Raw genomic sequence first — 26,286 nt, forward strand, 5'->3', positions numbered from 1 at the left:
AGCATATGCACCAATGCAGCACACAAACTGAAGACCGCAGGCAGAACGGGCTGATGAGCCATATTCACACGACCAAGCCAAAAGAGCACTCAAGTATCGAAAGACGGATATTATCTGGCAGCAAAGCGGCAAACGCCAAAGTTGACGAGGTGCTGCCCGCTGGTATCTTAAGCACTGACACACGATTCTCTAGCACACTGGTTACAATAAGGCGTATGCTAAAAAAGAGGCCTATGAATTATCGGACTGTAGGATGGTCGTAACTGAATACAAAACGCTTTATAAACAAGCGCCTTATAGCCCAAAGGAGGAACGTGGTAAAGGGAGTTGTGCTGCTTGCGATGAACCAACTAATCCTTGTAATCATCGATGATAAATTCAGGTCACTTATCGATAATGACGGTGCAAACAGCAGCGCTTGCAACAACATCATAAGCAATACCGCTTAGGCTGTAGGCCATCGAAGATGGTCGTACATAATGTCGTCTACCTTCATCTTAGTTAATGTATCATAAAAAATCTAGTCTTTTTTTCGCCTCATCATAACTTTAATGGATAAACATTTATCAATAGCACTTTAGCCACTAAAGTGAACTTCTTATCTGTACCGCCTAAAAATTCATATATATGAATAATAACAATGTTCTACATAAGCATCGCAGAGTGACCTGTGAAATCACACTCAACAAAAATATGCAGTCAAAAAAAGGGGGCACATAGCGCACTTGATAAAAAAAACGAGCGCTACCGCAAGTGGCGAGCGCTCGTTTTTCCATCGAAATAATAATTATCGAATGCAGCTATGGGGAGGAACCTACAAACGTAATAAAATGATTGGGTTAGTTGGTTTTGTCCTCAATGAGCGATTTCATGCTGTCGCTGCCATTCTCAATGAGCGCTTTCATGCTGTCGCTGCCACTATTGTTGTTTGCTGCCGGCTTTTTAGATTCAGGCTCCACTTTGGCTGGCTTTTCATTTTTTGGAGCGTTATTCTTGGCTGGCGTATCACTATCAGTCGATAAAACGCGCTCCTCGTTTACAGCTAGAGTCTCTGAGGTATCTTCGGACTGGCGAATACTCTCAACACGGCGATTACTACTGGTGCTGCTATTTTCATTGTTATCAGCTGTAGGCTCAGGTTCTGGCTGACGCACAGGTACTTCTCGCTTAGTCGGTTGTAGGCGCACAGCCCGTGAGCGCTGCGTGCTTAAGTCTTTGAGCGGCTCTGGACGCTCGTAATTATCGATCACGCTGATATAACGGCTGATTTCCTCTGGTAACACGCGCACATTGGCTGGTAGATTAAAATCAATCAGTTTGGCCGCACCTACCGCTTCTTGCGGACTACTCATCAAACCATAGGTCAACATATAACGCAGTTGGTTATTTTCATCCCGATAGCGAAAATACGCAAATTTTTTGCGGTCAGGCCGTCCTTCTAAGTAATTGGTAACCACGTCGTTTTCCGCGACGTTCATGACTTGTACCGTCCACTTGCCTTTATTTGCTATCAAGTAACGTTTATCCTTAAACTCATCAGGATAATTGCGCAAATCTCGCACAGTCGCTTCAAAATCAATCGGCTGTACGTCAGTATCAAGCTCGTGCAACGACTCCACTTTCAAAGGCTGTTTCAGCTCAGTTTTTGAAACTTCAGGTGCGGTAATTGGTTCATTTTTAATCTTTGCACCCATAGCGGGTGTTTGACTGAACATCCACACCAGTGCAGTCACCACGCCAAGAATCAAAGTGGTCATCAGCCAAATCAAGGCTTGTCTACGATAGGACTGACGTGCAGGCCGCTTACTTGGAGGGATTACTGCCATGGGTGTTTCCTTGGTATTAACGCCAGTAAGACGTCATAAAAGCATTATCAGCTAGAACAGGCGGAATAATATACTGAACATATACGCGGCACTAAGCAGAAGTTTCTGCCAACAGATCATGCAGAATTTGAGCATCAAATTCATTAGTCAGTACTGCCTTGCCTAAAGATTTTAACAAAATCAGACGGATTTGTCCGTGTTTGACTTTTTTATCATGACCCATGAGGTGCAGTGCCGTATTAACTGCAATAGGCGGCGGCGTTATCGGCAAACGGGCCGATATCAGAATACGCTTGACCCTTGCCACATCATCTTCACTGAGCCAGCCCAAACGTTTAGACAGCTCAGCAGCCTGTACCATACCTGCGGCTACGGCTTCACCATGAAGCCAGTTGCCATAGCCTTCATGTGTTTCAATCACATGACCAAAAGTATGGCCAAAGTTCAGCAATGCGCGTACGCCCGTCTCTCTTTCATCTTCCGCAACAACCTGCGCTTTATACTCACAGCAGCGCTTAACTGCTTGACCAAGTACCGTCAAATCTAAGGCCATCATGGCAGCCATATTGTCCTCTAGCCATGCCAAAAAGTCATGATCCATGATTAGCGCGTATTTGATCACCTCAGCCAAGCCTGCCGACAACTCGCGTGCTGGCAAAGTTTGTAAGGTACTCATGTCAGCAAGTACCATTCTAGGTTGCCAAAAGGCACCGATCATGTTTTTGCCCTGAGGGTGATTGATGCCTGTTTTACCACCGACACTAGAGTCCACTTGCGATAATAGGGTGGTCGGAATCTGGATAAAATCCACACCGCGCATAAAACTTGCCGCTGCAAACCCTGTCATATCACCGATGACGCCACCGCCCAGCGCAACAAGTGTGACATCACGGTTGAAATGCACTGCCATCAAAGCATCATAAATGCGATTGATGCTTTCTTGGTGTTTGTACTGCTCACCATCTGGCAAAATACATACCGCCACCGTAAAATCAGCCGCCAGCTGACTCTGTAGCGGCTGCAAATATAAAGGCGCGATGGTTTCATTAGTGACAATCAATACTTGCTGACCACTGATATGCGGTGCAATCTGCGTAGCCATAGTGCTCTTTGCTGTAATAACAATAGGATAATCATGGCTATGGGTGCTGACGGTTAGGTCATCATTAAATAAAGGTGTGGTCATAAATTATTCCTTACCTCAGTGAAGTCGTTACCACTCATTGTCAAAAGTACCTAACTCGGCTCAAAGCAAGCCACGTTTTTAATAAACCACTTTGTTATATTTATTGGTGCTTTTATTTTTGTCGAATATCATGACTCAGATGACGTGCTGTCAGATACTGATAAATGAGTATCAAATAAAGTTTGTAGTTGCTGGAGTAGCTGATGCACCATATGCCGCGGATAGGTGTGACCTGTTGGCATGACAATGTGTGCCACGTCACGGTACAGCGGATCGCGAATTTTATACAAGTTCTGTAGAATTTTTCTGGGGTTTGGCTGCTGCAGTAGCGGACGCGATTTGTCTTTTGCCGTGCGCGCCAGCTGTACATCGACGGGGGCATTTAAATACACCACAATACCGCGCTCGTGTAAAAACCGACGGTTGTCGTCGCATAATACCGCCCCACCGCCTGTCGCCAATACGATCTGCTGGCGCTGCGTCAATTCATCAATCGCTCGCGTCTCACGACTACGGAAACCCGCTTCTCCTTCTTTAGCAAATATCCAAGCAATATCGGCACCAGTTTGTAGCTCAATATACCAGTCACTGTCTACAAATTCGCGTGACAGCTGCTTGGCCAGCAATCGGCCAACTGTCGTCTTCCCAGCACCCATCGGCCCGACTAAGAATATCGACGGCAATTCCTCCAACATAATACTCACTCAGATAAATCAACTATCATACAACGTCACCGATATTCTGGCTAGTAACTGAACGTGATTATTCATCAGATCCTTGATCAGCAGGCACAAAAAGAGCAAGCCCGAAGGCTTGCTCTTTTTGTGCCTATAACACTACTTTTAATCTAAATGGCTAACACCATCGTTAATCAATTTTGGAGTCACAAAGATCAGCAGCTCTTGTTTGTTATTGTTACGTACATCTTTGCGGAAAGCACGACCAATATATGGCAAATCACCTAAGAATGGCACTTTTTGAACTTCATTACTGGTAGTATTTCTAAAGACACCGCCCAAGACCACAGTCTGACCATCCTCAACAATAACATTGGTTGATATGGCATCTTGATCAATCGCCACGCCACCATTCAATATTCTTGGACTACCGTTAGTGATATTCAGTTGCAAACCGATTTTACCATCCGGTGTAATATTTGGTGTCGCTTCCAAACTCAATGCAGCTTCTTTAAAGCTGGTAGTGGTGGCACCACTGGCGGAGGCTTCTTGGTACGGAATCTGGGTTCCTGAAGATATTTTTGCCGTTTGTTTGTCTGCAGTTAAGATTTTTGGGGTAGAAATCACTTCACCACGATTATCTGCTTGCAGTGCCGATAATTCTAAATCAAGCGTCACCCCAGATAAGTTAAGCAAACCAAAAGCAATACTTCCTGCTGGGTTAGCAACGCCTAAATCTACGTTTAGGTTATCAGGACGATTGATGGTATAAGACGGATAAGAGACTTCTTGACCATTGACAGTGGTGGTTTCTACATCAAAATCCTTTAAGTCCCATAACGTTTGGTCACTACCACCAACCAGCAGATTACGATTGGTCGCGGCACCATCAGACAATATCCCCCAGCGTACGCCAATCTCCTTGCTAAAAGTATCTGAAGCATTGACGATACGTGCTTCGATCATTACCTGACGTACAGGAATATCGATTTTACTGATCAGTTCACGAATGTTCTCGATACTATCAGCCACATCTTTAATAATCAAAGTATTGGTGCGCTCATCAATCGTTACCGTTCCTCGGTTAGAGAGCAGCGTATTATTATCTTCAATACGTGCCCCTATACCGATATTACTATTATTGGAAGAGCCGCTCCCTTCCGATATCAATGTCATGACTGCATCTGCGTTCGCATAGCTCAGGCGAATGTATTCCGTACGTAGCGGTGCATAAGCTTCGACTGCTTGCTGCGCTGCTAGCTCTTGGGCCTCTTGCTCAGCAAGCTCAGTCGCAGGTGCAACCAAAATCACCTTACCGTTTTCGCGCTTACCTAAATTTTTGCTCTTTAAAATAATATCTAATGCTTGATCCCAAGGCACATTAATCAGACGCAAGGTGATATTACCGGTCACGGAGTCGCTGGCGACAATATTCATATCCGTAAACTGCGCCAGAATGTCTAAAACGCTACGAATCTCAACGTCTTGGAACTCCATAGATAGCGCTTCACCCGTATAGGTTTTTTCTTCAAGGGTCGGCTCACGCAGCAATTTAGGCTTGCTGACACCAATATTAAGCTGATTACCAGCTTGATAAGCTTGATACTCATAGTCACCAAGCATATTAATGGTGATCACGCCATTTTGACCTTGATTTTTTGTGTCAACACTACCAACCAATCCGCTATTGATATTGAGGCGACGTAGTAAGTTACGTGGCACCGTACTGCCAGTTAATCGAACGACCAGCTTATTGCCTTGACGCTGTACATCAACAGGAACCGCTTCATTAGCCAGCGCAATGCTGACATTACCGCCACCATCTGCTGCTGCAGTAAAATTTAATGCAGACAAGCCATCATAATTATACTGCTTGCTCACTTGGGCCGAGGCCAATCTAGGGTCAAGCAATGGATTGACTCGTACTACCATGGTATCTGCTGGTGGTGCTTCTACCTGTACAGCAGTAGAAGTGTTAGCAATAGGTGTCACTGCCACACTACTGGTTTCAACAACAGGAGTACTAATGGCCGTAGTGGTGAAGGCGCTGTCTGTCACGACCGTGGTTGGTACTGTTACAGTTGAAGCAAGCATAGGTGCAGCCGCTTGAGACTGTACACCACTGGGATCTGTCATAGTTAATATCAAGTCATTACCACTGACCGCTGTGGTGTATGCGCCATCTTGCTTTAGTCCCACAACCAAACGAGTCGTATTATCACTACTTCTTGTGGTGACATCATTGACCATACCGATATGGTAATCAGTAGAACGGCTGGTCAATCCATTTTCCACTTGTTCAAAATCCAAAACCAACCGGCTTGGATTATTTAACTGGTAAGCCTTTGGTATCACAGGGGCACCATCAAATCCAAGACGCATCTGGGTAACTGCAGGCGCAGTCTGGACCACTGAAACGTTATTGATACGCTGCTCAGCATACGCACTGCTATTGATTGCAATCATACTGACTGCCAATGCAGATATGGCGAAAGTAGAGGATACACGGTTACTCATCGTCATCACCTTATTATGGCGTACTGTCATTATTTATTCCTCAAAAAATATGCCAACTTAGTTGATAGGAGAAACCAACGACTGCGGTCTTTCGATAAACCCAGCACGATTATCTGGCACAATTTCAATCAAATTAATTTGGGTCGGTGTGATCTCAACGATACGGCCATTATTCAACCCGAGATAATCACCAACTTTCACACTGGCAACCGAGCCATCCGGACGTTGCACAAGCGCGTACTCCTGACCTTCTGGTGAAACTACCATCCCGCGAAACGTAAGCTGAGAAAGCTCATATTGCTCTAGCGGTTGTTTTGTGCGAGTAATATCAGGACGAACACCATCAATGGCGGTAGTAGGTCCTTGTACGTTAACTAAGCTTGGTGGCAAAAAGGGGCTTCGTACCATGTTGGCACTGTATACAAAATCCTCTATCAGCTCCGCCTTTGGCGCATCTGCAATCGGCTGTGCTGGCGAATTACGAATCGCCTCCATATCCTGCTCTGCCATTCCGATACGGTCAGCGCAACCACTCAATAACACGCTAGTTATTCCTATAGCTGCGAACATAAATGATCGATTTATCATCAATTACCTCCCGCGGTAGCTGCTGCTTCAGGAACAGCTGCGGCATCTTCTGTGATTTCTTTTGAGCGGTAGGTTTTGGTTTGTAGTACCAGATTCAGCTCTGGAACTGCATCTAATGTGGGTTGCGGGTTGCTGACCTCAAAATCATGCATAGTGATAATACGAGGCAAAGCAGCAAGACCACTAATAAAGCTACCAAATTGGTGATACTCACCTAAAGCGGCGATACGTATAGGCTGTTCAATAAAGAATTCATTCTCAAGCTCTGGTTCAACAGAAATATCTTGGAAGCGAATATTACTGCCGACTCCAGTCATGTTAATACCATCAACCAGTTCTGAAACCCGCGTCTCTTTTGGTAACTGGTCGAGCAGCGTATTGAATTCTATCTCCATTTGTGTGACCTGATCCTTATAAGCCGCTAAGTGCCGAGCACGTGATTCTTTTTCACGGTAACTCTCAAGCAAGGTCTGTTGTTGGCTTTCAGCAGCATCAATAGCATCAATTTTATTGCTAATCGGTAGCGCCCAAGCAAGTGCACCAATAAAAGCACAAATCAATACCAGTATGGTCACTTTAACGGGGGCTGGCCAGCTACCGTAATTGTCATTATCTAAAGATTCAAAACTGCTACGAAATTCGTTGAAATCAAAAGATTTTTTGGGCGATGCTATCGTTTTTTTCTTTTTTAACAGTAATTTTTTGCGAGCCAGTTTCATGAGGCATCTCCCACGGCAGCTGTATTATTACCTGCTATCTCATCTTCTTCAGTCTCTGTGGCATGCTGCACTTCTGTGGTGACTACAAATTGTACATAACTGTCTTCAGGATAAACAGGACGAGGCTGTTCACCTGTAGTAGATGCTTGAGGCAGCGTTGGTGCTGATGCATAAGCAGTGATATCTTGCTGAATGGTCCGTACTGCTGAATTATCCATCCATTCGCTATTGTCTAAATTGCGAATCAAGTTTGATACCACATTTGGATTATCAGCTTTACCAGTTAGCGTAATAAGATCATCTTGCCGTTTCAAGTTATTGAGATACAATGCAGATGGAATTGCTTTGGCAATGTCATCCCAAAGATGTACTGGCACAGGGCGGCGACCTTGCAAGTCTTGAATCACCTGCATACGTGAAACGATGTCATCACGTCGCTGCTCTAAACTATCGATTTCTGTTAACGCAGTATCTAAACGTGCATTTTCCTGCTCAATCAAAGCATTAGCATCTAATTGCTCAGCCAACTCATTGTTAAAATAACTCCATGTCGCAAATGCTGTCAGTAAGGCAAGCAAAGTGACTGCTGCGACCAAAGTAATAAATTCTTTGTTGCGGCGCTCACGTTCTTCTTGGCGCCACGGTAACAGGTTAATATGAGCCATCAGTCAAAGCTCCTTAATGCCAAACCACAAGCAGCCATCAAGCTTGGCGCGTCAACTGCTAGCTGCTCACTATCAATATAAGGATCTAGGGTCATTTTGACAAATGGATTAGCAACAGTGACTGGTACGCCAAGCTTTTGCTGTACCATTCCAGACAGACCAGACATTGAGCTGCTGCCACCAGCAAGCACCAAGTGGTCAATGCTGCTATAAGGACTGGATGAAAAATAAAACTGCAACGATCGCGTGATTTGCTGAATGGCACTTTCCATAAAAGGGGTTAGAATTTCTGAATAATAGTCATCAGGTAAGCTACGTTCACGCTTGCTGATGGTTGCCTCCTCAAAAGACAGTCCATATCGATTCTGAATGGCTTCTGTTAACTGTATGCCACCGAATAACTGCTCGCGACTGTATACAAACTCACCATCTTTGATGACATATAGCGTGGTTTGATTGTGACCAATATCTACCAATGCTACCAATTGTGGTAGATCTGGTAGATAACTTGCCATTAATCCAAATGCACGCTCAATAGCATGAGATTCAATATCAATAACTTTTGCTTTTAGTCCACCAAAAACGAGAGCGTCCACACGCTGATCGACGTTTTCTGAACGCGATGCGGCGAGCAAAACTTGCACCATATTCTCATCAACTAATGAAGGGCCTAACACCTCAAAATCGAGATTCACTTCCTCTAGCGGATAAGGAATATATTGATCAGCATCTAAACGAATCTGAGCTTCACGCTCAACGTCGGTCAACTTCATATCCATATCAATAATTTTGGTGATGACTGATGAACCAGAAACCGCCGTTGCTGCATCTACACCAGCCACATGACAGTGCCGCGCGGCCCGCATGATTGCATCACCAACCAGCTCAGCATCAACAATCAATTTATCAACCACTGCGCCGGGCAATAGTCGCTCAATAGCATATGACTTAAGGTGGAATATTCCTTGCTGACGCTGTATATCAACAAGTTTGACCGAAGTAGCAGAGATGTCTACCCCCACCAAACGCTGACCTTTAGAAGAAAATAGCCTCACAAACTCTATACCTTATATAAAATGTACGATCTGATGGGTATTTGTAATAATTGAATACAATACGTTACTTAACAGACAGTTTCAAGTATTTAAAGAAACTATAGTAGAGAAATTACACTTTTTATGTGACCTGCATATTTCCTTCAATGTATAATGCGTCATCTGTTGCACATTCTAATCAATAAGTCTCATTATGACCGAAAAAAAAGCGCCTGTTTATATCATACATTTTTTAGTGAAACTTGTTGTTGCTGGTCTTGCCTTAGCAGTCGTACTGGCACTAGCGGTACCAATTGGTTTTTATGGTATGGCTATGTACCTTTCACCGACGCTACCGAGCATCCAAGAAATTAAAACCGCAAGCCTTGAGATGCCCTTACAGATTTATAGTAGCGATGATAAATTGGTTGGACAATACGGCAATCGTATGTCTCTGCCAGTCACTTTCGACGAGATCCCAGATGATTTGACTCATGCATTTTTAGCAGCAGAAGATGCTTCCTTCTTTCAGCATAGTGGCATCAGTATTAAGGGGCTTGGGCGTGCGGTCACTGAAGTGGTTACCGATGACGAAGGCCAAACAGGCGGTTCAACCATTACCATGCAGGTTGCCAAAAATTACTTTTTAAGCCCTGAGCGCACTTTAAATCGGAAACTGACTGAGCTTTTTGTGGCTCGCAAAATGGAAGATGAGCTTAGTAAAAATGAGATTTTAACCTTATATGTAAACAAGATCTATCTTGGTGAAGGTGCTTATGGTATTCGGGCAGCGGCGAAAAAATACTATAGCAAATCACTTGATCATCTGACCATCGCCGAAATGGCAATGCTGGCAGGCTTGCCAAAAGCGCCTTCTAAATATAATCCTGTTGCCAACCCAAGCCGAGCGTTAACACGGCGCAATTGGATCATTGGCCGTATGCATGAGCTGGGTTATATCACTGAAGCACAATACAAAGAAGCCGTAAACGCACCCATTGGTCTTAACCTCTATAAAGAAAAACTTGATGTCAACATGCCGTATTTAGCAGAGATGACCCGTTACGCACTGGTCAATCGCTATGGCGAACAGGTAATCAATGGTGGCTGGCGTGTGCGCTTGACGGTTGATAGTAAAGCACAAGTAGCTGCTGAATCGGCTATCTTAAAAGGTCTAGTTGCTTACGATCATCGCCACGGCTGGCGCGGCGCTGAAGCCAATGATAAGCCACTCAGTGATTTTCAACGCTACGGTAGCATGTACCCTGCAAAAGTTACCAAGGTCAACGCTCGTAGTTTTGAGGCTACTATGGCCTCAGGTGAAAATGTGACCGTAAACTGGTCAGGCATCAGATGGGCTCGTAAATATATCTCCGCTGACCGCATTGGTTATTATCCGAAAAGCGCAAAAGACGTGGTTAATGAAAATGATATCGTGCGTTTGATTGCAACTGATAATGGCAATTGGCAATTGGGACAAATTCCAAAAGTACAGGGCAGCTTGGTGTCCTTGAATCCAGATACTGGTGCATTAAACGCGCTGGTCGGCGGTTTTGACTTTGGTCGCAGTAAGTTTAATCGAGCTTTACAGGGCTGGCGCCAACCTGGGTCGACCATAAAGCCCCTCATTTATACCACAGCTTTAGAAAAAGGGTATAAGCCCGACAGTATCGTTTCAGATCGCCCTATTCGAGTGGGTGACTGGGAACCAAAAAACTCAGACGGTCGTTTTCTGGGCAATATCACGCTACGCCGCGGCCTATACTTGTCACGTAATTTGGTGTCTATCCGCTTATTACAAGCAGTTGGCGTTTCTGATGCTCGTAACTTGCTTGATCAGTTTGGCCTTGATAAGGAGAAACTGCCAACCACTCTCTCGTTGGCACTCGGCACTGGTCAAGCCACGCCACTACAGATGGCCACAGCCTACTCTACCTTTGCTAATGGTGGACACCGTATCCAACCTTACTTTATTGACCAGATTTATAACTACGACAATGAGTTATTATTTCAAGCCAATCCTCAGCAGGCCTGTGCCACATGTTTCAATGAAAAAATTGATGCGGACAAACAAGCCCTAATCGATGAACAAGACAAACCCATCGCTGATGCAGATGGTGTTGAAGCTGACACAGTAGATACTGAGACAGAACAAGCCAAACAAGCTGAAGAAAAACGTCTGCGTGTATATGACGCTAGCCCAGCTGCCGATCGTCTAAAAGCACCTAAGACTGAATATGTCTACGCTGAGCAAGCACCGCGAATATTAAAAGCAAAAGTGGCTTACGATATGGCCAGTATTTTGCGCGATGTGGTACGACATGGTACTGCTGTGCGCGCACGCGCGCTGGGTCGTGACGATATCGGCGGTAAAACGGGTACCACTAACGAAGCCAAAGACGCTTGGTTTGCAGGCTTTCATCCAACCAATGCTACCGTAGTATGGATGGGCTTTGATCAGCCCTCAACACTTGGCCGTCATGAATACGGTGGCGTGGCAGCACTACCCGTCTGGATGGATTTTATGAAGTCACAACTCAAAGATACTCCGCACCAGTGGGTAACGGTTAACAATCGCTCAAAAGCTGAACAGCAAGAACAGCATGTTATAGAAATGAGGGATGAGGGTGTCGTGGCAACAACAACCACTGAAGCAGATGTTGACGACAATAGTGCCAGAAAACCCATTAAACCCACGATTCAACAGCGACTGCTACCTGAGCCAGTTGACACTGTGACTAATAGCCCGATCAGTGATCAAAATCAGCCTAGTCCTCTGAGAACCACACCTGCAGAGCAGATGCCGCCAATGCCCGAATAACTATGCATCAGTCGCCATACAGATGACGGTCTTATCAATGATAAAATACTGCATATAAAAAAGCTTATCGCATTCTGGGCGATAAGCTTTTTTTATCGGCTGCAATTACTGAAGTTTTTGGTTAATACTCCACCATACCTGCACGCAGCTGCTCAATCAATGCCAAAAACTGCTGCCGCCATTCACGTATCGTGCCCTCATCAGGTAACCACTGGTTGGATAACGTTACTACGTTCACAATCAAGTCTTGCGCGGTACTGTCCAACACATTGGCGCTGCCTTCATTACTATCAGCTGGTAACACAGCATACAAGCAGCGCTGATAAGCATGGTCAATATCGGCTAAAAACCCTCGCTCTAATAGTTGCTGTAGCCGCTGCACTTCTGGCGACACTTGCGTCCTGAGCGCTAATGCGGCTTCTATATCGGTAAGATTAGGCGCATTTAAGCTCAAACCATAAAATTGTGACAACTCCTGCAGAAAAGCCAAATGCGTGCCGTATAGATGAAAAATAGCGGTTTCACAGTGAGCTTGGTACAGTTGCTTGTCGGCTGTCGCCGCTGCCGATTGACAAGCAAGACGACAAAAATAAAGTTTTTGATTGGTGCGATCTGCTTGATATTTTGCAACGCGACTCTTCCCTGCCATGTGTTTATCCTTATTTGAAATAGTTAAATAAAACCTTAATTACAGCTGATGCAACGATATGCCGCCTCACATACACAAGGCGTACTTTATGAATACCTCTGACATCTTATACTTTTTTACAGACATAAAAAAGCCAGCGACTTAGGCTGGCTTTTTTATCGAATTAAAACTGCTTCAAGCTATTAGTTATCTTGGTTAAGCTCTTGAGCAAATGCTTCATCAAAGCTGGCAAAATCTTTGCTATCAGTGCTGGCAGTCATATCAAAGGCTGCATTTAAGTCTTTATCTTGCAGTTTTTGCTCAGCTTTTTCTTTGCGAGCTTTATGATATGCCAGACCCGTACCTGCTGGGATCAAGCGACCAACCACGACATTTTCTTTCAAGCCGCGTAGCTCATCGACTTTACCAGTAACGGCCGCCGCAGTAAGTACACGCGTGGTTTCCTGGAATGAGGCCGCTGAGATAAAGCTTTCCGTCGCTAGGCTGGCTTTGGTGATACCCAATAATTGACGCTCATACTGAACTGGGAATTTATCATCACCCACAAGCTGTGCATTCAATGCTTTCACATCAGCATACTCAACTTGATCACCTTTGAAGTGACTTGAATCGCCACCGTCAGTGACTTCAACTTTACGTAGCATCTGACGAATAATCACTTCGATGTGCTTGTCGTTGATCTTCACCCCTTGCAAACGATAAACGTCTTGTACTTCGTTGACGATATAGTTGGCAAGCGCTGTTTCACCTTTCAGACGCAAGATGTCATGTGGATTTTGTGGGCCATCAGCAATCACCTCACCACGCTCTACCGTCTCATTTTCAAAGACGTTGATCTGACGCCATTTAGGGATCAGCTCTTCATGGACTTCACCATCTTCATTGGTAATGATAAAGCGGTTTTTACCTTTGGTCTCTTTACCAAAGCTTACCACACCCGTCATTTCAGCCATAATGGCATGATCTTTCGGACGACGTGCTTCAAATAAGTCAGCAACACGTGGTAGACCACCGGTAATGTCTTTCGTACCTGAAGAGGCTTGTGGTACACGGCCCAGTACTGAGCCAGCAGCGACTTTTTCACCATCGCTGACGCGGATGATAGTTTCAGCTGGCAAGAAGTAAACCACTTCTTTACCTTCGTCTGTATTCAAGATAATGGCTGGACGTAAGTCTTTTGCTGAGCTTGAGCGATCACGCGTGGCCAAAATTTCAAACGAACTCATACCTGTTGCTTCATCAATCTTCACAGTCGCTGTCTGACCATCAGTGATGTCGCTAAAGCGCGCTTGACCCGCAAATTCAGTGATGATTGGATGTGTGTGCGGATCCCACTTGGCGATGGTTTGACCACCATCAACTTGGTCACTGCTTTTAACCAATACACTAGCACCGTATGGTACTTTATAACGTTCACGCTCACGGCCCAAATCATCAGTCAAGGCGATTTCTGCAGAACGAGAGACGATAACCAAGTGGCCATCAGTGTGCTCAACCGTCTTCATGTTATGGAAGTGCGCCTGACCTGCATTGCGTACCGTAATGCTGTTGTCCACAGATGCTGAGCTTGCTGCCCCGCCCACGTGGAATGTACGCATGGTCAACTGAGTACCCGGCTCACCAATAGACTGTGCGGCCATGACACCGACTGACTCACCAATATTCACTTTATGACCACGTGCCAAGTCACGACCATAACACTGTGAACATACGCCGTGCGCTACGTCACAGGTAATAACTGAGCGTACCCAGATATCATCAATCGCGTTTTCATCAAGGATGTTGACCCAATGCTCATCGATGAGCGTACCTGCTGGAATCAATACTTTACTTTCATCATTATTGTACGTCACGTCACGTGCCGTCACACGACCCAGTACGAGATCGCCCAATTTTTCAATGATCTCGCCACCTTGGATATGCGGCGTCATGAGCAAGCCTTGATCTGTACCACAATCATCACTGGTGATAACCAAATCTTGCGCCACGTCAACCAAACGACGGGTTAGGTAACCTGAGTTCGCTGTTTTCAATGCGGTATCGGCCAAACCTTTACGCGCACCGTGCGTTGAAATGAAGTACTGAAGTACCGTCAAACCTTCACGGAAGTTGGCTTTAATTGGGGTTTCAATAATCGAGCCATCTGGTTTTGCCATCAAGCCACGCATACCAGCCAACTGACGAATCTGAGCCGCACTACCACGAGCACCAGAATCCGACATGATGAAGATCGAGTTAAATGATTTTTGCTCTTCTTCATCGCCTTTAGCATTGGTTACTTTATCAGTAGCCAAGTTATCCATCATCGCTTTCGCGACTTTATCATTGGTACGTGACCAAATATCAACCACTTTGTTATAGCGCTCACCAGCGGTTACAAAGCCTTGCTCAAACTGATCTTCAATTTCACGAACCTCGGCTTCTGCCGTTTCGATAATCTGTTTTTTCATTGGCGGAATAACCATGTCTTCGATACCAATCGACACACCAGACAAGGTAGCTTGTGCAAAACCAAGATACATCAATTGGTCAGCAAACATGACGCTGTCTTTGACACCCAACTTACGATAGCAAGAGTTAATAAGACGCGAAATGTTCTTTTTCGTCATCTCTTGGTTGCACTCTTCAAAGGTCATACCTTTTGGCATGATGTTCCAGATCAATAGACGACCAGCAACCGTTTCTTTCAAGCTGATTTCTTTGGTCTGATTACCGTCTTCATCAATTTGCGTTTCAGTCACACGCACTTTGATCTTAGCGTTGACATGCAAATCGTTAGAACCAATGGCACGCAGTGCTTCATTAACTGAGGCAAAAACCATGCCCTCGCCTTTGACGTTCACTGACGAGCGGCTGATGTAATACAGGCCCAATACAACGTCTTGTGACGGTACGATGATTGGATCACCGTTGGCTGGTGACAAGATGTTGTTGGTCGACATCATCAACGCACGTGATTCAAGCTGCGCCTCTAAGGTCAATGGCACGTGTACGGCCATTTGGTCACCATCGAAATCGGCGTTAAATGCGGTACAAACCAGCGGATGCAATTGAATGGCTTTACCTTCAATCAGTACCGGCTCAAACGCTTGCAGACCCAAACGGTGCAACGTTGGTGCACGGTTTAGCAGTACTGGATGCTCACGGATCACCATGGCCAGCATATCCCACACTTGTGGCTCTTCACGCTCTACCATTTTCTTAGCAGCTTTGATGGTGGTCGCCATGCCGTGTGACAATAGTTTTGAATACGTAAATGGCTTGAACAGCTCAAGCGCCATTTTCTTTGGTAGACCACACTGATGCAGGCGCAGCGTTGGACCAACAACGATGACCGAACGGCCAGAGTAATCCACACGTTTACCCAAAAGGTTTTGACGGAAACGACCTTGCTTACCTTTGATCATATCAGCCAAAGATTTCAATGGACGCTTGTTGCTACCAGTGATGGCACGACCACGACGACCGTTATCAAGTAACGCATCCACTGACTCTTGCAGCATACGCTTTTCGTTACGTACGATAATGTCAGGCGCGCTCAGCTCAAGCAGACGCTTAAGACGGTTGTTACGGTTAATCACGCGGCGATATAGATCGTTCAGATCTGACGTCGCAAAACGGCCACCTTCTAGTGGTACCAATGGGCGCAAATCTGGTGGTAGTACTGGCAAGATGGTCATGACCATCCACTCAGGCTTATTGTTAGAATCACGGAATGCTTCTAACAACTTTAGACGCTTAGACATCTTCTTAAGCTTGGTTTCAGAGCCTGTTTGCGGAATCGCTTCACGCAGCTCATCAATCTCAAGATCGATATCGATATCTTTTAATAGATCTTGAACCGCTTCAGCACCCATTTTGGCAACAAACTCATCACCAAACTCTTCTAGGGCTTTGTAGTAGTCTTCATCGTCTAATAGCTGATACTTCTCTAAGCTGGTCAAACCTGGCTCAGTAACGATATAGCTTTCAAAATACAGTACGCGCTCGATATCGCGTAGCGTCATGTCTAGCAATAGACCAATACGGCTTGGTAATGACTTTAAAAACCAAATATGAGCAACAGGACTGGCAAGGTCGATATGACCCATGCGGTCACGACGAACTTTGGCAGTGGTGACTTCAACGCCACATTTTTCACAAATCACGCCTTGGAACTTACGGCGCTTGTATTTACCACATAAACATTCAAAATCTTTTACAGGGCCAAAAATCTTGGCACAAAACAAACCATCACGCTCAGGCTTGAACGTACGATAGTTGATGGTTTCAGGCTTTTTAACTTCACCATGTGACCATGATTTGATGGTATCAGGTGAGGCCAAAGTAATCTGAATGCTATCAAATTCACGGTTACCGCCCGCTGCGGGGCTTTGCATAATATCGAGTAAATCTTTCAAGTTGCTTCTCCGTTATCTTTATAATCATCTGGTAACGCATATCATGATACCGACCAGATGAATGAAGGCAATGAATAGGAATGAGATAAATCACCAAAAGCAGCAGCAATCAGCATACTGCTTTTGGCAACGCGACAACATGAGCTGGGTATCAATAGCGGTATTCTACTGAGCCAAGCGTCATATTAATGCGTTTCTTTTAGCTCAATATTAATACCTAGTGATTTGATTTCTTTGGTCAATACATTGAAGGATTCAGGCATACCAGGATCCATGTATTGCTCACCATCGACGATGTTTTTGTACATACGTGTACGACCTTCAACATCATCCGACTTCACCGTCAGCATCTCTTGCAGCGTGTATGTGGCGCCATAAGCTTCTAGTGCCCATACTTCCATCTCACCAAAGCGCTGACCACCAAACTGCGCTTTACCGCCAAGTGGCTGCTGCGTGACTAGCGAGTAAGAACCCGTTGAACGCGCATGCATTTTGTCATCAACCAAATGGTTCAATTTGAGCATATACATGTAGCCGACAGTTACTTTACGATCAAACTGTTGACCCGTACGACCATCATACAAGGTCTGCTGACCATCACGATCCATACCAGCAAGCTCAAGCAAGTCTTTGACTTGGCTTTCTCTTGCGCCATCAAACACTGCTGTACCCATCGGTACACCGCCGCGCAAGTTGGCTGACAGCGCCATGATGTCATCATCATCTAAGCTATCAAGGTCTACTTGCTCACCGCCAACTTGGTTGTAGATTTTGTCCAAGAAAGCGCGTAGCTCTTTGATCGCGGCTTGTGATTTGAGCATACCGTCGATCTTTTCACCCAAGCCTTTCGCTGCCATACCCAAATGCGTCTCTAGCACCTGACCGATGTTCATACGAGACGGTACACCAAGTGGATTCAAGACGATGTCAACGGTATTACCATTTTCATCATACGGCATGTCTTCAACTGGCATGATGCGTGATACCACACCTTTGTTTCCGTGACGACCCGCCATCTTATCACCAGGCTGAATACGACGCTTAACCGCAAGATATACTTTAACGATTTTTTGAACGCCATGTTGCAAGTCATCACCAGCGGTCAATTTGCGTTTTTTCTCAGCAAATTTCACATCAATGTCTTTTTGCTTATCAACCAAGTAATCAGCGATTTGCGTCAGACGCTCAGAGATTTCTTCCTCAACAGGCTGGATATCGAGCAGCGTTTCAAGTGTCATGTCTTGCATATCTGCTGACGCCATGACGGTGCCCGCTTTTAGACCAGCGCCGCCGCTGACTTTTTGACCATCAAGCAAATTGCTGATACGACCACGAGCCGCTTCTTCAAAAATACGTAGCTCTTCTTTTAAGTCTTTGCGATAGCTGTCAAGCTGTGATTTTTCAATCGAACGCGCGCGCGCATCTTTTTCGACGCCATCACGGGTAAAGACTTGTACATCGATAACCGTCCCTTTACTTGAGGTCGGTACGCGTAGTGAAGTGTCCTTCACATCCGCTGCTTTTTCCCCAAAGATGGCCCGTAGTAGTTTCTCTTCTGGCGTCAGTTGCGTCTCACCTTTTGGCGTGACTTTACCAACTAAGATATCACCAGCATCGACTTCAGCACCGATATAGACAATACCCGCTTCATCAAGGCTCGATAATGCTGCTTCACCAACGTTTGGAATATCACCAGTAATCTCTTCTGTACCTAGCTTGGTATCACGAGCAACACAGGTTAATTCTTGGATATGGATGGTGGTGAAACGATCTTCTTTTACCACTTTTTCAGACAGCAAGATTGAATCTTCGAAGTTGTAACCATTCCACGGCATAAAGGCGATGCGAATGTTCTGACCAAGTGCAAGCTCACCAAGATCCGTTGATGGACCATCAGCCAAAATATCACCCAAAGCGATCTCGTCACCTTGGTTAACGATGATACGTTGGTTGATACAAGTGTTTTGGTTAGAGCGCGTGTATTTGATCAAGTTATAGATATCGATACCCGCTTCACCAGCAGTCATCTCATCTTCGTTAACACGAACCACGATACGTGAGGCGTCAACGTCTTCAATCACGCCGCCACGCTTAGCGATCACACAAACACCAGAGTCACGAGCAACATAACGCTCCATACCCGTACCTACTAGCGGCTTATCAGCACGTAGTGTTGGTACTGCCTGACGCTGCATGTTCGAGCCCATCAAGGCACGGTTAGCATCATCATGCTCTAGGAACGGAATCAAACCTGCGGCAACTGAGACAACCTGACTTGGTGACACATCCATATGCGTCACTTTTTCTGGCGGCATACGAACAAATTCACCATAGCTACGCACACTGACCATCTCGTCAGATAACGCACCTTCTTCCGTCATTGGCGAATCAGCCTGTGCAATGACTGTACCGACTTCTTCAATCGCTGATAGGTACTCAATATCATCAGTCACTTTACCATCAACCACACGGCGATAAGGCGTTTCTAGGAAACCAAAGCTATTGGTTTTAGCAAACGTCGCTAGTGAGTTAATCAGACCAATGTTTGGACCCTCAGGAGTCTCAATCGGACAGACACGACCATAATGGGTATCATGTACGTCACGTACTTCAAAGCCTGCACGTTCACGCGTTAGACCACCTGGCCCTAATGCGGATACACGGCGTTTATGGGTCACCTCAGACAACGGATTGTTCTGATCCATAAACTGTGACAACTGGCTTGAACCAAAGAATTCTTTTACTGCCGCCGCAACTGGCTTAGAGTTGATCAAATCTTGCGGTGATAAGTTATCTGATTCCGCTGAGCTTAAACGCTCTTTTACCGCACGCTCAACACGTACCAGACCCACGCGGAACTGGTTCTCTGCCATTTCGCCCACTGAACGAATACGGCGGTTACCAAGATGGTCAATATCATCCACATCGCCGCGACCGTTACGAATCTCGATCAGCTCTTTTAAAACGTTAACGATGTCATCGTTGGTCAATACGCTGCGCTCGCGCTGCACATCAGGATCATCAGTGTTATCAAACTCAAGGCCTAGGCGACGGTTGAACTTCATACGGCCGACATTTGATAAGTCATAACGATCTGCATTAAAGAACATGCTCTCAAACAGTTTCTCAGCAGTATCAACCGTTGGTGGCTCACCTGGACGCATGACTTTATAGATTTCGATCAATGCTTCTTCACGGCTTGAGGTACTATCCGCACGTAGCGTGTCAGCAATATAACTGCCTTGATCGATATCGTTCGTAAACAAGATGCTGAATTCTTTGATAGACTCACTGGCCTCAAACGCACTCAACTTGACCAATAATTCATGGTCAATTGGCGTATTGGCTTTGGCAATGATTTCATCATTCACCACGATGTCTTCAGCCAAAATACGCTCGTACAAGTATTCGTCAGGCACTGCAATTTTGGTCATACCTGCTTGTTCGAGCTGACGAATGCGGCGTGCGTTGATACGCTTGCCTTGCTCTACGATAACGTCACCTTCAGGTGATACGATATCAAACTGCGCCATCTCACCGCGCAGACGATCAGCAACCAAATCGATTTCGAACTGCTCTTCACCTTTATAAACCGCAACTTTATCAAAGAAAATATCTAAGATTTCAGAGGTGGTAAGACCAAGCGCGCGCAAAATGATAGAGGCCAATAGCTTACGGCGACGGTCAATACGAGCAAATACTAAGTCTTTTGCGTCAAATTCAAAGTCTAACCATGAACCACGGTAAGGAATGATACGGGCGTTATAAAGCACCTTACCACTTGAGTGTGACTTGCCTTTATCATGATCAAAGAACACACCAGGTGAACGATGTAGCTGAGAGACAATAACACGCTCAGTACCATTGATAATAAAGGTACCATTTTCAGTCATCAATGGGATTTCACCCATATAGACACTTTGCTCGCGGATATCTTTGATGGCCGCTTTACTGTCTTTATCTTTGCTGTCTTTGTCTTTAATAATCAGACGAATTTTGACTCGCATAGGTGCTGCAAATGTCGAACCACGCAAGATACACTCACGCTCATCAAACTCAGGCGTACCTAAATGATACTCAACGAATTGCAACTCAGCATTACCAGAGTGACTCTCAATTGGGAAAATAGAAGAAAACGCAGCTTGAAGGCCAGTATTCTCACGAGCTTTTGGTTTTTTATGCTCTTGCAAAAAATGCTCGTAAGAATCTACTTGAATAGACAATAAGTAGGGAATGTCCATCACAGTGGGCAATTCGGCAAAACTTTTGCGAATACGCTTTTTTTCAGTATAAGAATATGCCATCGAGAGTCCTTACAGTAGACGTGAAAACAAATTGAAAGCGAGGCCAATCGGTATAAATACTATACAAATTTGGCAACGTAGACGATAATGAAAGAAACAATTATTACTACAACATGTCTTAATAATCAGTCATCTAACTTTATTTATGTTAAGCAGATGGTAAATGCTCAATCTTGGTGCTTAATTTTAAAAGTGATCTTACAATGCCTCTATCTATACAGCTATCAGCGTATTGATTAAGGCGTTTTGTCTTCACTCATTTAAAAATAGATACCAGCTTAGCGAAAGCGGCGTCATCACCGGATAAACTGTTTTTAGGTCTGCACATCAACAGCAGAACCATGCTAAGCTACTTAGTATCAAAATGAATGAGAATAAATAAAAACGTTGTCGTGATCAGGAAAGTATACAGACACAAAAAAGTGCCAAACATCTACCGACGTCTAGCCCATATCAACTGATTATAAAAACTGGCGTTTTTGCGTGCATGTATATCGTCTGTCCTTTTGATGGGTATCCACCGTTAATGCATACGTATGTTGGCAGACACAAAAGGTCAAGCTACGAATTATAGTAAAAAAAAGCTGGCAATGCAAGGCATTACCAGCTTTTTTTTTCGAGCTGTGTTGAACTTATTTTAGGTCAACAGAAGCACCAGCTTCTTCAAGCTTCTTCTTCAACTCTTCAGCTTCAGCTTTAGATGCAGCTTCTTTGATTGGTGCTGGAGCACTTTCAACCAAGTCTTTCGCTTCTTTTAAGCCAAGGCCAGTCGCTTCACGAACGGCTTTAATGACAGCAACTTTCTTTTCGCCAAAGCTAGTAAGAACAACGTCAAATTCGTCTTTTTCTTCAGCAGCAGCAGTAGCTGGACCGGCAGCAGCAGGTGCAGCAGCAACGGCAGCAGTTACGCCGAATTTTTCTTCCATGTCGCTGATTAGCTCAACGATTTCCATTACTGACATTTCAGCGATTGCGTTTAACACATCTTCTTTAGATAGTGCCATGAGAACTCTCCGTTATCTGATAAAAATTAAATGATTTTAATATCGCTAAGATTACCTGCCAGATATGACAATAAGTGATAACCTGCGATGTCAAAGTTTCGTTAAAACAAGCAATTAAGCAGCTTCTTTTGCGTCTTTGATTGCTGCTACAGTGCGAACAAATTTGCCAGGAACTGCGTTCATAGTCTGGACAAGCTTGGTCACTGGTGCATTCATAGTAGCCATCAAGATAGAGATTGCTTCGTCGCGAGTTGGTAGCTTCGATACGCGCTCTAGCTCTTCTGGGCCATAAACTTCACCGCCGACTGATACTAATTTGGTCTCTAAAGCTTTGTTATCTTTGCTAAAGTCAAAAATGACTCGTGCTGCAGATCCCAAATCTTCCATAGAGAAAGCCAAAAGTAATGGACCAGTCATACTGTCTGACATGCTCTCAAAATTAGTGCCTTCAAAAGCGCGTTTTGCTAGGGTGTTTTTCACCACTTTCAAAACGACGCCTTTTTCACGGGCTTGTTCGCGCAGCTTAGTAAGCTGAGCAACACCAATACCGTGATATTCGGCAGCTACTGCTGAGTAAGCATTAGCAGCAACTTCAGACACTTCAGCCACAACTTGTTGTTTTTGTTCTAGCGTTAATGCCATAAGTTGACTCCTTAATCTTATCAATTCCTTCTCACCCGAGCATATGACTGCTCAAGATAACAATAGAACTGACTTGATACGACACATTACCAGTAGCCATTTGCCTACCAGTAACGACTGATTACGGCACCGTTATCAGAATGACGTCGAGTAATAGGTCACCTACCCCTATTGGCTCTTGTCGTAAACTGTGTGGGTCACCGTCTGCGTAGGACAACTAAGATTTTCATCTGTCGTCGATTAACAAAATCAGCTCACTGACCTCATAAAATCCTATTAGGCTGTTATGAGATTAACAAACCGCTTTCTACCTACGGTCTTAGACAGCGCAGCAGATGCTGCGCTGACCTAATTCTTTATACAAAAGTTGATGCGGGTTTTAAAAACCAACCACTGCATCTAAGCTATGATATAGCTGATATCTGATTACTTACTTAGCAGTACGAAAAGGTACAGCATCAATAGCTAAACCTGGACCCATAGTGCTAGATAAAGTAATTTTCTTGATGTAAATACCTTTAGACGTTGCAGGCTTAGCACGCTTTAGATCAGCAATAATTGCTTGAGCGTTTTGCTGAATCTGCTCAGCAGTGAAGCCAACTTGGCCGATAGTTGCGTGGATGATACCCGCTTTATCAACACGGTACTGAGCCTGACCTGCTTTAGCGTTAGTTACCGCTTCAGCGACATTTGGCGTTACTGTACCAACTTTTGGATTTGGCATCAAGCCGCGTGGGCCTAAGATTGTACCCAATTGACCAACAACACGCATCGCATCTGGAGCTGCGATAACCACATCAAAGTCCATGTTACCGGCTTTGATTTGCTCAGCTAGGTCTTCAAAACCAACGATGTCTGCACCAGCTTCTTTAGCGGCTTCAGCAGCAGCGCCTTGAGCGAATACAGCAACGCGTTTGGTTTTACCAGTACCTGCAGGTAGGTTAGTTGCGCCACGAACCACTTGGTCTGATTTACGTGGGTCAACACCTAGGTTAACAGCGATATCGATTGACTCTTTGAATTTTAGCGGTGGCAAATCATTTAGGATTTGTACGGCCTCATCAACGGTGTATTGCTTTTCGTTGTCAATACGGCTTTGGATTTCTTTTTGACGTTTGGTTAGCTTAGACATTATACACCCTCCACGGTAATACCCATTGAACGGGCGGTACCAGCAACGGTACGAACAGCAGCGTCAAGATCAGCAGCAGTCAAATCAGCAGTTTTAGTCTTAACGATTTCTTCTAGTTGCTCACGAGTCACGCTACCTACTTTAGTAGTGTTTGGCGTGCCTGAACCTTTAGCGATGCCAGCAGCTTTGCGCAATAAGAACGCAGCTGGTGGTGACTTCATGATGAACGTGAAAGATTTGTCGCTGTATACGGTGATCTCAGTTGGGATCGGCAAACCTGGCTCTTGGTTTGCAGTCGCAGCGTTGAACTCTTTACAGAACGCCATGATATTCACACCTTTTTGACCCAATGCTGGACCAATTGGTGGTGAAGGATTTGCTTTGCCTGCGGGCACTTGCAGTTTGATGTAGCCATCAATCTTCTTAGCCATGATACTCTCCTAAATGGGTGATAACGCTAACTGACTATAGATATTTATGATCTACAATGCAGTAACAGCTCCCCTGTTTATGTATATTTAGTCCAGTTTCTCAACTTTACTAAACTCAAGCTCAACCTGAGTGGGTCGATTAAATACGTTTACCGTCAGTTGCAGTTTCGATTTTTCATAATCTACTTTTTCAACCATACCTTTAAAGTCAGTGAATGGACCATCGATAACCAATAGCTCTTCACCTGGTTCAAACAACGTCTTCGGACGCGGTGCAGTTTCTGTCTGATTCAAACGGTTTAAAATACGGTCTGCTTCGACTTGCGTGATCGGTGCTGGTGTTTCTGGTGTACCGCCAATGAAACCCATAATACGAGGGCATTCATTAACAATGTGCCATGTATCATCATTCATTTCCATTTGCACCAATACGTAGCCTGGAAAGAATTTACGTTCACTTTTACGTTTTTTGCCGTCTTTCATTTCGACGACTTCTTCGGTAGGCACAAGCACATCACCAAATGACTTAGCAAAATCACTACGATTAATACGGTCGGTCAATGAACGTTGTACTTGTTTTTCATATCCTGAAAACGCTTGAACAATATACCAACGCATATCACGCTCCTAATCGTTATAAATAAAGCCCGTCTTATATTCTGTTACTATCTGCCTAATCAGCATCTACCTAGTAACCACTAACCAATAAATAAACCGACGAACCAATTAAAAAAGTTATCCAACAGCCAAACAAAAAACCCAACAATCGCGATCATGACAATTACTTGCCATGTGTATTGAAAGGTTTCGTCTTTACTTGGCCATGTGACGCGGCGTAATTCGACTGCCGCATCTTTTAGCAAAATCTTAAATGCACGACCCTGATGCGTGAGTGCCAAACAAACAAGAGCAAACACAATCAATGCCACAATAATACCAACACGAACCCAAAGATCATTGGCTGCTTGCCAATATCCAGGTAAGTATTGATTTACTAAGGTGGTTGCAATCAAGGCAACAATGGCTAATAGCCATAGCACCATATCTTTTGCCGAACCCGTCTTAGCGACTTCAACAGCACTAGTATTGGGAACTGACTTTTGCTTATTTTTACTCAGCATTCCGCTAGCAACTGCCTTGGCATCAGATAACTTAGAATCGAGGTTATCTTGATTATTGCTCATAAAGGACTCGCTTTGGAGGTGGTGAGGTAAAGCAAAGATATGATAAAAAGATGGCAGGCGATGTAGGACTCGAACCTACAACCCTCGGTTTTGGAGACCGATGCTCTACCAATTGAGCCAATCGCCTATGGGTGTTAAGGCTGCTAATTATACAAGGTTTTAATAAGAATGCAAGTTTTATGGCGAATTTTTTTTAAATTATTCATAACCGCTGTTTGAGGCGGTAAAAACCCTGTGCCCAATCCTGCCGCTTATAACTTCCCTGATGACTCTCGTAGCATTAAGACATGCAAACCACAAAAAAGCCGTCCTCAATGAGGACGGCTTTTTTATTACTAACTCATAAGCTCATTACTGAGACTTATGGATTAGTTCAATACGTTAGCAACAACGCCAGCGCCTACAGTACGGCCGCCTTCACGAATTGCAAAGCGAAGACCTTTGTCCATAGCGATTGGGTGGATAAGCTCTACGCCCATCTCAACGTTATCACCAGGCATGACCATT

General features: G+C 44.7%; 19 protein-coding genes and 1 tRNA gene. 1 reads left to right on the forward strand and 19 read right to left on the reverse strand.

The features are described 5' to 3' along the window. Positions 1-839 precede the first annotated feature (839 nt). From ACFI32_RS08735 to pilM, 8 genes are all read right to left on the reverse strand, one after another. Positions 840-1,826 (reverse strand): hypothetical protein, encoded by a 987-nt coding sequence (locus ACFI32_RS08735; protein WP_462626151.1) that lies wholly within the window; start codon positions 1,824-1,826, stop codon positions 840-842. 91 nt (positions 1,827-1,917) lie between these two features. Continuing rightward, a complete protein-coding gene (gene aroB / locus ACFI32_RS08740; RefSeq protein ID WP_462626152.1) occupies positions 1,918-3,012 on the reverse strand; it encodes a 3-dehydroquinate synthase in 1,095 nt (364 codons plus the stop codon). 128 nt (positions 3,013-3,140) lie between these two features. Next, the gene (aroK, locus tag ACFI32_RS08745) at positions 3,141-3,707 is read right to left on the reverse strand and encodes a shikimate kinase AroK (protein WP_462626153.1); all 567 of its coding nucleotides are present in this window, start codon (positions 3,705-3,707) and stop codon (positions 3,141-3,143) included. Positions 3,708-3,854: 147 nt separating this feature from the next. Further along, complete coding sequence (gene pilQ, locus ACFI32_RS08750) at positions 3,855-6,236, reverse strand: type IV pilus secretin PilQ (RefSeq protein WP_462626154.1); 2,382 nt, start codon at positions 6,234-6,236, stop codon at positions 3,855-3,857. A 27-nt stretch (positions 6,237-6,263) separates the two neighbouring features. Next, the gene (locus tag ACFI32_RS08755) at positions 6,264-6,749 is read right to left on the reverse strand and encodes a pilus assembly protein PilP (RefSeq protein WP_462626155.1); all 486 of its coding nucleotides are present in this window, start codon (positions 6,747-6,749) and stop codon (positions 6,264-6,266) included. A gap of 44 nt (positions 6,750-6,793) precedes the next feature. Then, positions 6,794-7,513: a type IV pilus inner membrane component PilO gene (locus ACFI32_RS08760; RefSeq protein WP_462626156.1), complete on the reverse strand. Its 720-nt coding sequence runs from the start codon at positions 7,511-7,513 to the stop codon at positions 6,794-6,796. Next, positions 7,510-8,178, reverse strand: a complete 669-nt coding sequence (locus tag ACFI32_RS08765) for a PilN domain-containing protein (RefSeq protein WP_462626157.1) — start codon at positions 8,176-8,178, stop codon at positions 7,510-7,512. The genes ACFI32_RS08760 and ACFI32_RS08765 overlap by 4 nt, the downstream gene beginning before the upstream one ends. Continuing rightward, positions 8,178-9,233, reverse strand: coding sequence for a type IV pilus assembly protein PilM (gene pilM / locus ACFI32_RS08770; protein WP_462626158.1), 1,056 nt, complete (start codon positions 9,231-9,233; stop codon positions 8,178-8,180). The genes ACFI32_RS08765 and pilM overlap by 1 nt, the downstream gene beginning before the upstream one ends. A gap of 193 nt (positions 9,234-9,426) precedes the next feature. Here pilM and ACFI32_RS08775 point away from each other — a divergent pair, with 193 nt between their 5' ends. After that, positions 9,427-12,033, forward strand: a complete 2,607-nt coding sequence (locus ACFI32_RS08775) for a penicillin-binding protein 1A (RefSeq protein WP_462626159.1) — start codon at positions 9,427-9,429, stop codon at positions 12,031-12,033. Positions 12,034-12,154: 121 nt separating this feature from the next. Here the strand turns inward: ACFI32_RS08775 and ACFI32_RS08780 are convergent, their stop codons facing one another. The 11 genes from ACFI32_RS08780 to ACFI32_RS08830 form a co-directional block, all read right to left on the reverse strand. Continuing rightward, the gene (locus ACFI32_RS08780) at positions 12,155-12,682 is read right to left on the reverse strand and encodes a DUF6586 family protein (protein ID WP_462626160.1); all 528 of its coding nucleotides are present in this window, start codon (positions 12,680-12,682) and stop codon (positions 12,155-12,157) included. A gap of 182 nt (positions 12,683-12,864) precedes the next feature. After that, complete coding sequence (rpoC, locus tag ACFI32_RS08785; protein ID WP_462626161.1) at positions 12,865-17,082, reverse strand: DNA-directed RNA polymerase subunit beta'; 4,218 nt, start codon at positions 17,080-17,082, stop codon at positions 12,865-12,867. A 185-nt stretch (positions 17,083-17,267) separates the two neighbouring features. Next, complete coding sequence (rpoB, locus tag ACFI32_RS08790) at positions 17,268-21,386, reverse strand: DNA-directed RNA polymerase subunit beta (protein WP_462626162.1); 4,119 nt, start codon at positions 21,384-21,386, stop codon at positions 17,268-17,270. A 632-nt stretch (positions 21,387-22,018) separates the two neighbouring features. Beyond that, a complete protein-coding gene (gene rplL / locus ACFI32_RS08795) occupies positions 22,019-22,390 on the reverse strand; it encodes a 50S ribosomal protein L7/L12 (RefSeq protein ID WP_462626164.1) in 372 nt (123 codons plus the stop codon). Positions 22,391-22,504: 114 nt separating this feature from the next. Continuing rightward, complete coding sequence (gene rplJ, locus ACFI32_RS08800) at positions 22,505-23,032, reverse strand: 50S ribosomal protein L10 (RefSeq protein ID WP_462626165.1); 528 nt, start codon at positions 23,030-23,032, stop codon at positions 22,505-22,507. Between the two features lie 430 nt (positions 23,033-23,462). Next, positions 23,463-24,164: a 50S ribosomal protein L1 gene (gene rplA, locus ACFI32_RS08805; RefSeq protein WP_462626166.1), complete on the reverse strand. Its 702-nt coding sequence runs from the start codon at positions 24,162-24,164 to the stop codon at positions 23,463-23,465. Further along, positions 24,164-24,595 carry a 50S ribosomal protein L11 gene (rplK, locus tag ACFI32_RS08810; RefSeq protein ID WP_462626167.1) on the reverse strand — a complete coding sequence of 144 codons (432 nt, stop codon included), beginning with the start codon at positions 24,593-24,595 and terminating at the stop codon, positions 24,164-24,166. Before rplK ends, rplA begins: the two co-directional genes overlap by 1 nt. A gap of 87 nt (positions 24,596-24,682) precedes the next feature. Further along, complete coding sequence (gene nusG, locus ACFI32_RS08815) at positions 24,683-25,213, reverse strand: transcription termination/antitermination protein NusG (protein ID WP_462626168.1); 531 nt, start codon at positions 25,211-25,213, stop codon at positions 24,683-24,685. A gap of 80 nt (positions 25,214-25,293) precedes the next feature. Then, positions 25,294-25,779 (reverse strand): preprotein translocase subunit SecE, encoded by a 486-nt coding sequence (secE, locus tag ACFI32_RS08820; RefSeq protein ID WP_462626169.1) that lies wholly within the window; start codon positions 25,777-25,779, stop codon positions 25,294-25,296. Between the two features lie 51 nt (positions 25,780-25,830). Beyond that, positions 25,831-25,906: transfer RNA gene (locus tag ACFI32_RS08825), tRNA-Trp, on the reverse strand. A gap of 241 nt (positions 25,907-26,147) precedes the next feature. Continuing rightward, positions 26,148-26,286 (reverse strand): EF-Tu C-terminal domain-related protein (locus ACFI32_RS08830; RefSeq protein WP_462625645.1); only part of this gene is annotated, 139 nt, incomplete at its 5' end.

This window comes from Psychrobacter sp. PSi21, from assembly GCF_054960615.1.

Bases quoted from the DNA above. Each gene is read 5' to 3' on its own strand.
- ACFI32_RS08775 (WP_462626159.1), top strand. From the start codon at position 9,427: ATGACCGAAAAAAAAGCGCCTGTTTATATCATACATTTTTTAGTGAAA.
- ACFI32_RS08760 (WP_462626156.1), bottom strand. From the start codon at position 7,513: ATGAAACTGGCTCGCAAAAAATTACTGTTAAAAAAGAAAAAAACGATA.
- ACFI32_RS08780 (WP_462626160.1), bottom strand. From the start codon at position 12,682: ATGGCAGGGAAGAGTCGCGTTGCAAAATATCAAGCAGATCGCACCAAT.
- aroB (WP_462626152.1), bottom strand. From the start codon at position 3,012: ATGACCACACCTTTATTTAATGATGACCTAACCGTCAGCACCCATAGC.
- aroK (WP_462626153.1), bottom strand. From the start codon at position 3,707: ATGTTGGAGGAATTGCCGTCGATATTCTTAGTCGGGCCGATGGGTGCT.
- secE (WP_462626169.1), bottom strand. From the start codon at position 25,779: ATGAGCAATAATCAAGATAACCTCGATTCTAAGTTATCTGATGCCAAG.
- rplL (WP_462626164.1), bottom strand. From the start codon at position 22,390: ATGGCACTATCTAAAGAAGATGTGTTAAACGCAATCGCTGAAATGTCA.
- pilQ (WP_462626154.1), bottom strand. From the start codon at position 6,236: ATGACAGTACGCCATAATAAGGTGATGACGATGAGTAACCGTGTATCC.
- rplA (WP_462626166.1), bottom strand. From the start codon at position 24,164: ATGTCTAAGCTAACCAAACGTCAAAAAGAAATCCAAAGCCGTATTGAC.
- rpoB (WP_462626162.1), bottom strand. From the start codon at position 21,386: ATGGCATATTCTTATACTGAAAAAAAGCGTATTCGCAAAAGTTTTGCC.
- rplJ (WP_462626165.1), bottom strand. From the start codon at position 23,032: ATGGCATTAACGCTAGAACAAAAACAACAAGTTGTGGCTGAAGTGTCT.
- nusG (WP_462626168.1), bottom strand. From the start codon at position 25,213: ATGCGTTGGTATATTGTTCAAGCGTTTTCAGGATATGAAAAACAAGTA.
- ACFI32_RS08735 (WP_462626151.1), bottom strand. From the start codon at position 1,826: ATGGCAGTAATCCCTCCAAGTAAGCGGCCTGCACGTCAGTCCTATCGT.
- ACFI32_RS08765 (WP_462626157.1), bottom strand. From the start codon at position 8,178: ATGGCTCATATTAACCTGTTACCGTGGCGCCAAGAAGAACGTGAGCGC.
- rplK (WP_462626167.1), bottom strand. From the start codon at position 24,595: ATGGCTAAGAAGATTGATGGCTACATCAAACTGCAAGTGCCCGCAGGC.